Here is a 10,855-nt window from a genome sequence, read left to right as displayed (position 1 = left end):
TGCAACACTCGCGTGATGCCGTGGCAACAGCCAAAGCACAGCTGGATGTGGCAGTGCAGCAATACAACGCTAACCAGGCGATGATTCTGAATACCGCGCTGGAAAACCAGCCGGCGGTGCAGCAGAGTGCGGCTGAATTGCGCGATGCCTGGCTGGCGCTGCAGCGTACTGAAATCCGTAGCCCGATTGATGGCTTCATTTCACGTCGTAGCGTGCAGGTGGGCTCACAAATCTCTACCACCACGCCGCTGCTGGCGGTGGTGCCGTCCACCAACCTGTGGATCGACGCGAACTTCAAAGAGACGCAGCTTGCGGGTGTGCGTATCGGCCAATCGGCCACGGTGATCAGCGATATCTACGGCGATGACGTGGAGTATCACGGCAAAGTGGTGGGCCTGGACATGGGTACCGGCAGCGCCTTCTCGCTGCTGCCTGCGCAGAACGCCACCGGTAACTGGATCAAAGTGGTTCAGCGTCTGCCGGTGCGTATTGAGCTGGATCCGAAACAAGTGGCGGAACATCCGCTGCGTATCGGCCTCTCCACGCTGGTGAAAGTGGACACGCAGAACAAAGATGGCGCCACGCTGGCCAGTGCCGCGCGTTCGCAAGCCGCGTATGAAAGTAATGCGTTGGCAATCGACCTCGCGCCGGTTAACCAGCTGATTACTGACATCGTTCGTGCCAACGCTGACTAACGCCGCGGGAGGCTGTTATGGCACAAAAACCGCTTGAAGGTGCGCCGTTAGTCCTGATGACTATCGCCCTGTCGCTGGCGACGTTTATGCAGGTACTCGACTCCACCATCGCTAACGTGGCGATTCCGACCATCGCCGGTAACCTCGGTGCCTCGAACTCGCAAGGCACATGGGTAATTACCTCTTTCGGGGTGGCAAACGCCATCTCGATTCCGATTACCGGTTGGCTGGCGAAGCGCATCGGTGAAGTGAAGCTGTTTACCTGGGCGACCATCCTGTTTGTGCTGGCGTCCTGGGCGTGCGGCATGTCCGAAAGCCTCGAGATGCTGATCTTCTTCCGCGTCATTCAGGGTGTGGTTGCCGGTCCGCTGATTCCGCTGTCGCAGAGCTTGCTGCTAAACAACTATCCGCCAGCGAAACGCAGCGTGGCGCTCTCGCTGTGGGCGATGACGGTGATTGTCGCGCCGATCTGCGGCCCGATTTTGGGCGGCTGGATCAGCGACAACTATCACTGGGGCTGGATCTTCTTCATCAACGTACCGATTGGTTTGGTGGTGGTGTTGCTGACGCTGCAAACGCTGCGCGGACGTGAAACCAAAACCGAAATCCGCCCGATCGATATGGTGGGTTTGGTGCTGTTGGTGGTGGGCATTGGCTCGCTGCAGGTGATGCTGGATCGCGGTAAAGAGCTCGACTGGTTTAGCTCCACCGAGATCATTGTGCTGATGGTGGTCGCCGTGGTGGCGCTATTAGTATTGCTGGTGTGGGAGCTCACCGACGACCATCCGATAGTCGATTTGTCGTTGTTCAAGATGCGCAACTTCACCATCGGCTGTTTGTCGATAAGCCTGGCCTATATGCTCTACTTCGGCTCGATAGTGTTACTGCCGCAGCTGCTACAGGAGGTATATGGCTACACCGCCACCTGGGCCGGATTGGCGTCGGCGCCGGTGGGGATTCTGCCGGTGATCCTGTCGCCGATCATTGGGCGCTTCGCGCACAAGCTGGATATGCGTAAGCTGGTGACCTTCAGCTTCATCATGTATGCCGTCTGTTTCTACTGGCGCGCCTACACCTTTGAGCCGGGGATGGATTTTGGTGCATCGGCGTGGCCGCAGTTTATTCAGGGCTTTGCGGTGGCGTGCTTCTTTATGCCACTGACCACCATTACGCTTTCAGGCTTACCGCCAGAACGTATGGCGGCGGCATCGAGCCTGTCGAACTTCGTGCGTACGCTGGCGGGTTCCATCGGTACTTCGATCACTACCACTATGTGGAGTAACCGTGAATCGATGCATCACAGCTATCTGTCGGAGTCGGTGAATCCATACAACGTCAATTCACAGCAGATGTATGACCAGCTGGAAAGTCTGGGCATGACCCAGCAGCAGGCCTCGGCGTATATCGCGCAGCAAATTACCAATCAGGGACTGATTATCTCGGCGAATGAGATCTTCTGGGCATCGGCGGGTGTGTTCTTGATCTTGCTGGTGCTGGTGTGGTTTGCGCGTCCACCATTCGGTGCGGGCAGTGGCGGCGGCGGCGCTCACTAAGCGATACAAATAAAAACGGGCCTTGCGGCCCGTTTTTTTATGCGTTCTGACGCCACCATTCGGCAAGCAGAATACCGGTCGCCACGGACACGTTGAGGCTTTCAACGTTGCCGGTGCCACCAATCGACAGGCTGAGATCGCCCTGCTGGAAAGCGCTGTCTGACAGACCTTCGCTCTCCTGACCTAACACCAGCACCATTTTGGCAGGCAGCTCGGCTTTCGCCAGCGGTGTGCCTTCGTGGCTTGAGGTGGTAACGATGGTGTAACCCGCTTTACGGAACGCTTCCAGACCATCGGCAAAGCTTTCACCGCTGATTGCTTGTACGTGCTCAGCGCCACCTTCGGCGGTACGGACTGCCGCACCCGATTCCAGCAGCGAAGCATCATTCACCAGTAAACCTTTCACACCGAAGTGCGCGCAGCTACGCATAATGCCGCCAAGATTGTGCGGGTTGCTGACATCTTCCAGCGCCAGCACGCAATCTTTGGTCGGTGCCTTTGTCAGCCACTCGGTAACCGGCATGCCCATGCGTTTTTTGATGATGAAGCACACGCCGCCGTGGTGTTCAGTACCTGAGGCTTTGGTCAGCTCTGCATCTTCAACCACGTGATAGGCTTTGCGGTTGGCCGCCAGCCAGCGCAGGGTTTCACGGAAACGTGGCGTTACGCTCTGAATAAACCAGGCACGCACGATGCTTTCCGGACGGCTCAGGAACAGCGCCTGACAGGCATTTTCACCGTAGACGCGCGTCTCTTCCTGACGCTGACGGCGAATCTGCTCTGGATCGATCACCGGCTTGTTCGCGGCCTCATCCAGTTGGTTGTCATCGGCAACCGGTGGACGAGAAACGGTGCGCCACGGCGAATCACCGAAGCTGCGGTTGTCGTCACCACGATCGTCACGACGACCAAAGCTGCGCCCGCGCTCGGTATTGCTCGCACCGCGCGGTGCCGAGCTGCGTGCGCCGCTACGGCCACCTTCTTCATTATTACGTGCACTGCTGCGAGGACCAGAACGACGATTATCTTCCTGGCGCGCAGCAGGACGGCCGCCTTTGCCGGTACGGGGATTCGGCTTTTGACCACCCTCCTCATCACGTACGTACATCACTTTTACCTTGCCGCTTTTGCCTTTAAATTCGTCGTTCATCTGTTCCTCCAGCATTGAGAGCGCGAAGATTACCTGATGTGTCGGTGCTTAGCTATCAACTATTGAACCTATTGGGCAATCCAGATTGAGCATAGCACTCAACCTTTTCATAATGTCCGGCAATCATCAGATTTACAGGTCCGGGTTGAGGTAAATATGAATACAGTTTGTGCCTCCTGTCAGGCAACCAACCGCGTGCCCGAGTCGCGCATTGCCGATGGAGCAAAATGCGGTCGTTGCGGCGGCGAGCTTTTCAACGGTGAAATCGCCAACGCGACAGCCGCCACGCTGGATAAGTATCTGCAAGACGATCTGCCGGTGGTGATCGACTTCTGGGCGCCGTGGTGCGGCCCGTGCGTTAACTTCGCACCGGTGTTTAAAGATGTCGCCGACGAGCGTCGCGGCAAGGTACGCTTCGTGAAAGTGAATACCGAAGCCGAACCTGCGCTCAGCTCGCGTTTCCGCATTCGTAGCATTCCTACGATTATGTTGTTCAAGAACGGCGAGATGGTCGACATGCTGAATGGCGCAATGCCGAAAGCGCCCTTCAACGAGTGGCTCGACGAATCGTTGTAAATCGCTGATGGCCAGCCGCGTGCTGGCCTTCCTTATTACCTTTCCCGGCTAATTCCATTACACTGGCGTTTTTTATCCTGCCTGCGAACCTATGTTTGAAAATGCCGTTCTGCGCTTACGTGCGCAACGTTTAGCGCGCGCCACGCGCCCGTTTCTTGCGCGCGGTAATCGTGTCATCCGTTGCCAGCGCTGCCTGCTGCCGCAGAAAAACTGTCTGTGCGCCACCATCCAGCCACAGCAAGCGCGCAGTCGCTTTTGCCTGGTGATGTTCGATACCGAGCCGATGAAGCCGAGCAATACCGGAAGATTAATCGCTGATGTTCTGCCGGACACCGAGGCGTTTGGCTGGTCACGCACCGAGCCGGATGCCGCGCTGCTGGCAGCGGTGAAGAATGAGCTTTATCAGCCGCTGGTGGTTTTCCCAGCGTCTTACGCCGATGCCGATCGTGAAGTGCTCACCAGCCCGCCGCTCACCGGTAAGCCGCCGCTGTTTATAATGCTCGACGGCACCTGGACTGAAGCGCGCAAGATGTTCCGCAAAAGCCCGTGGCTGGATGCGTTGCCGGTGATGTCGCTGAACGTTTCTGCGCCTTCGCGCTACACGCTGCGCGAAGCCCACGGCGAAGGCCAGCACTGCACCGCCGAAGTGGCTGCCGCGCTGCTGGAACAGGCGGGCGATCTCGCCGCCGCCGCCGAGTTACAGCACTATTTCGCACGCTTCCGTCATGCTTATCTGGCGGGAAAACCACATCATCCGATTCATGCTCTGGAAGAAGCATTAAGTAGCGGAATCTGAAGCTGGCTCTCAGCCTGCGATCGGCGAATCGGCAAGTGCGGTAAAAAGCGTTTACAATCATGCCAATCTTGATGGCAGGAGCGGATGATGAGCCAACGCGGACTGGAAGCGCTGTTACGACCTAAATCAATCGCGGTAATCGGTGCATCAATCACACCGGGCCGCGCCGGCTACTTTATGATGCGTAATCTGCTGGCCGGTGGATTTAGTGGTCCGGTATTGCCGGTAACGCCGAAGTATAAGGCAGTGAGCGGCGTGCTGGCCTGGCCCGATATCGCCAGCCTGCCCTTCGCACCCGATCTCGCCATCATCTGTACCCACGCCAAACGTAATCTCGAGCTGCTGCAACAACTGGGTGAAAAAGGTTGTAAGGCCTGCATTATTCTCTCGGCGCCGTCCAGCCAGCTAGAAGAGCTGAAAGCCTGTGCGAGCCAATGGCAAATTCGCCTGCTCGGGCCCAACAGCTTAGGTTTGCTGGCGCCGTGGCAAGGGTTAAATGCCAGCTTCTCGCCGGTGCCAATTGCTAAAGGGCGCATTGCTTTTATTTCGCAATCCGCTGCGGTCTCTAACACCATTCTCGATTGGGCGCAGCAGCGTAACCTCGGTTTCTCCTGGTTTATCGCGTTGGGTGATAGCCTGGATATCGACGTTGATGATCTACTGGATTTCCTCGCGCGCGACGGTAAAACCAGCGCCATTCTGCTCTACCTCGAACATCTCAGCGATGCGCGTCGCTTTGTTTCCGCTTCACGTAGCGCCTCACGTAATAAACCGATTCTGGTGATAAAAAGTGGCCGCAGCCATCAGGCGCAAGCGATGATCGGTACCCATAGCGGACTGGATGCAGCCTGGGATGCGGCGATTCAGCGCGCCGGTTTGCTGCGCGTGCAGGATACGCACGAGCTATTTACGGCGGTTGAGTCGCTGAGCCATATGCGTCCACTGCGCGGCGATCGCCTGATGATCATCAGCAACGGCGCGGCCCCGGCGGCGCTGGCATTGGATGAACTGTATGCACGCAATGGTAAGCTGGCGACGTTGAGTGATGAAACGTTGCAAGCGCTGGCCGCTCTGCTGCCTGAAGGCGTTGGGCGCGGCAATCCACTCGATTTGAAAGATGACGCGACACCCGCGCGCTATGTCGCCTGCATTGAACTGCTGCTGGATAGCCATGAACTCGATGCACTGATGATCATTCATGCGCCAAGCGCCGTATCGCCATCCAGCGAAACTGCCGAGCAGATTATCGCTGCGGTTGCCAAACATCCGCGCGGCAAGCAGGTCACGCTGCTGACTAACTGGTGCGGCGAATACTCCTCGCAGTCCGCGCGCCGCGCTTTCACTCAGGCCGGCATTCCCACCTGGCGCACGCCGGAAGGCACCGTCACCGCGTTCATGCATCAGGTGGAATATCGCCGCAACCAGAAGCAACTGCGTGAAACGCCCGCGCTGCCGATCGGTTTGACGCAGAACAGCGCGCAGGCACATCAGCTGATTCAACAAGCGCTGGATAAATGCATCACCACGCTGGATACCCATGAAGTGCAGCCAGTGTTGCAGGCTTACGGCCTGGCGACGCTGCCCACCTGGATTGCCAGCGACAGTGCCGCTGCTGCCAGCATCGCCGAGCAGATTGGTTATCCGGTGGCGCTCAAGCTGCGTTCGCCGGATATTCCGCACAAGTCCGAGGTACAAGGCGTAATGTTGTATCTGCGCAGCGCCGCAGAAGTAGAACAAGCGGCTGAAGCCATTTTCGATCGCGTGCGCGAAACCCATCCACAAGCGCATATTGATGGCCTGCTGGTGCAGAGTATGGCGAACCGCGCCGGAGCACAGGAGTTACGCGTGGTGGTCGAACAGGATCCGCTGTTTGGCCCTATTATCCTGCTGGGTGAAGGCGGCGTGGAGTGGCAGCCCGACAAGCAAGCCGCCGTGGCTTTGCCACCGCTGAATATGACGCTGGCGCGCTACTTGGTGATTCAGGCAATGAAAAGCGGCAAAGTACGCAGCCGCAGCGCGTTGCGACCGCTGGATATTACTGGGCTGAGCCAGCTGTTAGTGCAGGTTTCCAACCTGGTGGTCGATTGTCCGGAAATTCAGCGCCTGGATATTCATCCGCTGCTGGCATCGGCAGATGAATTCACGCTGCTGGATGTGACGCTGCAGCTGGCACCTTTCAACGGTGATAACGAAACGCGCCTGGCGATTCGCCCATATCCGCACCATCTTGAAGAGCAGGTGCAGCTGAAAGATGGGCAATATTGCCTGTTCCGCCCCATCCTGCCGGAAGATGAACCGCAGCTGCGCGCGTTTATTGCTCAGGTAACTAAAGAAGATCTCTACTATCGTTACTTCAGTGAAATCAATGAGTTTACTCATGAGGATTTGGCAAATATGACGCAAATCGATTATGACCGCGAAATGGCGATTGTCGCCGTACGCCAGCACAATGGCGTCAACGAGATCATTGGCGTAACGCGCGCGATCTCAGATGCCGATAATATCGATGCTGAATTCTCAGTGCTGGTGCGATCCGACCTGAAAGGCTTGGGCATGGGCAGACGCTTGCTGGAGAAGATGATTCGCTATACGCGCGATCATGGCCTGCAACAATTGAACGGTATCACCATGCCAAACAATAGCGGCATGATTACGCTGGCGCGAAAACTCAATTTTCGCGTGAATATTCAACTGGATGATGGCATTGTCAGCCTGAATTTGCCGCTCGGTGATGTCATCAGCTAACCTGTACAGAAAGGTAAAAGTCCTCCTCTACAGGCCGGTTGATGGTATTATTTACCGTTAGGATCATGATTTGATGGCAAAAGGCCATGCAATGAACAGAGAAGAAGTGCACTGTGATGTTGTCTAAATTTAAACGTAATAAACACCAACAACACCTCGCACAGCTGCCTAAACTGTCACAATCCGTGTCGGATCTGACGACGCTTTACTCGCCTGCCGAGTTTCGCGAAACCCTGCTGACGAAAATTGCCGCAGCTGAAAAGCGTATCTGTATCACCGCGCTGTATCTGGAGAATGATGACGGCGGGCGGGGGATAATGCAGGCGCTGTACGCAGCGCGTCAGGCACGTCCGGAGTTGGATGTCTGTATTCTGGTTGACTGGCATCGTGCGCAGCGTGGTCGCATTGGCGCCGCTCGTGGCGTGACCAATGCTGACTGGTATTGCGAAATGGCGGCTCAGCATCCGGATATCGCTATTCCGGTTTACGGCATTCCGGTCAATACTCGTGAAGCGCTCGGCGTGCTGCATCTGAAAGGGTTTATCATTGATGATACGCTGCTCTATAGCGGCGCGAGCCTGAACGATGTGTATCTGCATCAGCATGATAAATACCGTTATGACCGCTATCAGCTGATCCGCAATCCACAGCTTACCGATACCATGTATGCGTGGATCTGCGAAAATCTCAAGGAATCCGATGCGGTTAACCGCCTCGATAAAACTGAGCGCCCTTCCAGTCCGGAAATTAAGAACGAAACGCGCCAGTTCCGTCAGGAACTGCGCAGCTTCAACTATCAGTTTACCGGCAATGCCGATAATGAATCCCTTGCCGTCACGCCGCTGGTTGGCCTAGGCAAACGCAGCCTGCTGAACAAAACCATCTTCCATTTGATGCCCTGCGCCGAACGTAAGCTGACGCTGTGTACGCCCTATTTCAATCTGCCCGCTATTCTGGTGCGTAACCTGATTCATTTACTGCGTCAGGGCAAAGAGGTTGAGATCATCATTGGCGACAAAACCGCTAATGACTTCTACATCCCGCCAGAACAGCCGTTTAAGATTATCGGCGCGCTGCCTTATCTTTATGAGATCAACCTGCGTCGCTTCCTTAGCCGTTTGCAGTATTACGTCAATAATGGTCAGCTGACGGTACGCTTGTGGAAAGATGGCGAGAACAGTTATCACCTGAAAGGCATTTGGGTAGATGACGAATGGATGATGATCACCGGTAATAATCTCAATCCGCGCGCGTGGCGACTGGATCTGGAGAATGCGGTGCTGATTCACGATCCGCTGAATCAATTGGCCGAACAGCGTGAAAAAGAGCTGGCGCTGATTCGTGAGCATACTTCCGTGGTGCAGCATTTTCGCGAGCTGGAAAGTATCTCGGATTATCCAGCGAAGGTGCGCAAGCTGATTCGTCGCCTGCGCCGTATCCGCATCGATCGTTTGATTAGCCGTCTGCTCTAGCCGATGCGTGCGCTCATCCTCTACGTGGTTTTGCTATGTAGTGGATGTGCGCATGTCGCCCAGGATAACTGGACCGGCAAAGATAAAGCACAACACTACTTCTCTTCCGCTGTTCTGGCTGCCGCTGGTAGCGAAATTTCCCAGCATCAGAATCACAGCCACGGGCAGAATTTGCGTTTCGGCTTTCTGTTTTCGTTAAGTTTTGGTGTGGGGAAAGAATTATATGACAGCCGCTCAGCAGGGAGCGGCTGGAGTTGGAAAGATCTTAGCTGGGATGTCGCCGGTGCCGCCAGCGGTATCGCACTGTGGAATCTCAGTCAGTAACTACAGCGCAATCCCCTTCCCTTTGCGATGCAGCATCAGCGATACCAGGAATGCTAAAGCGCCCATCGCCGAAACATACCAGAAGAAGCTGGTTTCAATACCTTCTCTTTTCAGCAGCAAGGCTACGTATTCTGCCGACCCACCAAAAATAGCATTCGCCACCGCATAGGAAAGCCCAACGCCCAGCGCCCGGACTTCTGGCGGGAACATCTCGGCTTTCAGGATTCCACTGATCGCGGTGTAGAAACTGGTAATGATCAGCGCCAACATAATCAAAGCGAATGCCAGCCAACTGCTCTGCACATTTTGCAGCAGCATCAGAATTGGAACCGTGCAGATTGCTGCCCCGGCACCGAAGATCATCATTGAGGCGCGACGACCAATTTTATCTGACAGTGCGCCAACAATTGGCTGAATCAACATGAACACCAATAAGCAACCGGTCATTAATCCACTGGCACTCCGCGCATCCATCCCGGCGGTGTTCACCAGATATTTTTGCATGTAGGTCGTGAAGGTATAGAAGCTTAGCGAACCGCCTGCGGTAAAGCCCAGCACCATTAGAAACGCACGAGTGTGATTACGCAGCAATCCGGTAATACTGCCGGCATCACGGTGTTCACGGTGTTTTTTCTCTGAGGTTTCGTTGAGCGAACGACGCAACCACAAAGCCACGACGGCCAGCGCCGCCCCGAGGAAGAATGGGATACGCCAGCCCCAACTGCGGAGTTCTTCATCGCTAAGAATCTGCTGCAAGACGACGACAGTCAGCACTGCCAACAGTTGGCCGCCAATGAGCGTCACATACTGGAATGAGGCATAAAATCCTTTTCGTCCTTCCAGTGCTACTTCGCTCATATAAGTGGCGCTGGTACCGTATTCCCCACCAACCGATAATCCCTGAAACATGCGCGCCAGCAATAAAATCACGGGTGCGGCCAAGCCTATTTCGCCGTAGCCCGGTAGACAAGCGATTACTAATGATCCCAGACACATCATGCACACTGAGATCAGCATTGAGGCTTTGCGGCCATGACGATCGGCGATGTAGCCAAATAGCCATCCGCCGATCGGACGCATCAGAAAACCAGCTGCGAAGACGCCGGCAGTTTGCAGCAATTGGGTGGTGGTATCACCGCTTGGGAAGAAGACGTGGGCAAAATAGAGGGAGAAGAAGGAGTAGACGTAGAAATCAAACCATTCGACTAAATTGCCAGAAGAAGCGCCAACGATCGCCCAGATGCGCTTTTTACTGTCGGCTGCCGTTTCAGATAGTGCCACTTTTTGTTGTTGGGAGTCAGTCATGCTTACCTCTTTTCCTTGCGAAGAATTAACGCCAAAGGATTCAGTAAAGCATCTATTAACTGGTTGCGTGAATTGTCTCTATTCCTGGATTACAAAATGTGACTGCCAAGGAGTTTTTAGTGCAACTTTTTGCTCATTTTCATGCAAATTCAGTTAACTACTGGATTTTATAAGCGATGTACAAACGTAAAAAAGCCCCGAACTTTCGTTCGGGGCTTCTTCACTTATTTGATGCCTGG

At 55.2% G+C, this 10,855-nt stretch carries 9 protein-coding genes; 7 read left to right on the top strand and 2 right to left on the bottom strand.

The features are described from left to right. Together RTY00_RS11165 and emrB are read left to right on the top strand one after the other, a co-directional pair. A partial coding sequence (locus RTY00_RS11165; RefSeq protein ID WP_312664474.1) for an HlyD family secretion protein occupies nt 1-695 on the top strand: 695 nt, incomplete at its 5' end. Nucleotides 696-712: 17 nt separating this feature from the next. Beyond that, nucleotides 713-2,248 (top strand): multidrug efflux MFS transporter permease subunit EmrB, encoded by a 1,536-nt coding sequence (gene emrB / locus RTY00_RS11160; protein ID WP_312664473.1) that lies wholly within the window; start codon nt 713-715, stop codon nt 2,246-2,248. A gap of 37 nt (nt 2,249-2,285) precedes the next feature. Here emrB and RTY00_RS11155 read toward each other — a convergent pair whose 3' ends face one another. Then, the gene (locus RTY00_RS11155; protein WP_312664472.1) at nt 2,286-3,398 is read right to left on the bottom strand and encodes a tRNA/rRNA methyltransferase; all 1,113 of its coding nucleotides are present in this window, start codon (nt 3,396-3,398) and stop codon (nt 2,286-2,288) included. A gap of 156 nt (nt 3,399-3,554) precedes the next feature. Here RTY00_RS11155 and trxC point away from each other — a divergent pair, with 156 nt between their 5' ends. From trxC to RTY00_RS11125, 5 genes are all read left to right on the top strand, one after another. Further along, entirely contained in the window at nt 3,555-3,974 is a 420-nt protein-coding gene (gene trxC, locus RTY00_RS11150) for a thioredoxin TrxC (RefSeq protein WP_008101648.1), read from the top strand. Nucleotides 3,975-4,065: 91 nt separating this feature from the next. After that, nucleotides 4,066-4,770, top strand: a complete 705-nt coding sequence (locus RTY00_RS11145; protein WP_312664471.1) for a tRNA-uridine aminocarboxypropyltransferase — start codon at nt 4,066-4,068, stop codon at nt 4,768-4,770. Nucleotides 4,771-4,857: 87 nt separating this feature from the next. Beyond that, nucleotides 4,858-7,515, top strand: coding sequence for a bifunctional acetate--CoA ligase family protein/GNAT family N-acetyltransferase (locus RTY00_RS11140; protein ID WP_312664470.1), 2,658 nt, complete (start codon nt 4,858-4,860; stop codon nt 7,513-7,515). Nucleotides 7,516-7,631: 116 nt separating this feature from the next. Beyond that, on the top strand, nt 7,632-8,987 hold the full coding sequence (pssA, locus tag RTY00_RS11130) for a CDP-diacylglycerol--serine O-phosphatidyltransferase (RefSeq protein WP_179453247.1): 1,356 nt from the start codon (nt 7,632-7,634) through the stop codon (nt 8,985-8,987). 3 nt (nt 8,988-8,990) lie between these two features. Beyond that, complete coding sequence (locus tag RTY00_RS11125; protein ID WP_154155557.1) at nt 8,991-9,311, top strand: YfiM family lipoprotein; 321 nt, start codon at nt 8,991-8,993, stop codon at nt 9,309-9,311. Here the strand turns inward: RTY00_RS11125 and RTY00_RS11120 are convergent, their stop codons facing one another. Then, the gene (locus tag RTY00_RS11120; RefSeq protein WP_312664469.1) at nt 9,312-10,616 is read right to left on the bottom strand and encodes an MFS family transporter; all 1,305 of its coding nucleotides are present in this window, start codon (nt 10,614-10,616) and stop codon (nt 9,312-9,314) included. Between the last annotated feature and the right edge of the window lie 239 nt (nt 10,617-10,855).

Origin of the sequence: Pantoea sp. CTOTU49201 (assembly GCF_032054795.1) — a bacterium.
GTDB lineage: Bacteria > Pseudomonadota > Gammaproteobacteria > Enterobacterales > Enterobacteriaceae > Pantoea > Pantoea symbiotica.
Note: the sequence above shows the minus strand (reverse complement) of the source record. Positions and strands in the feature narration are given on the sequence as shown.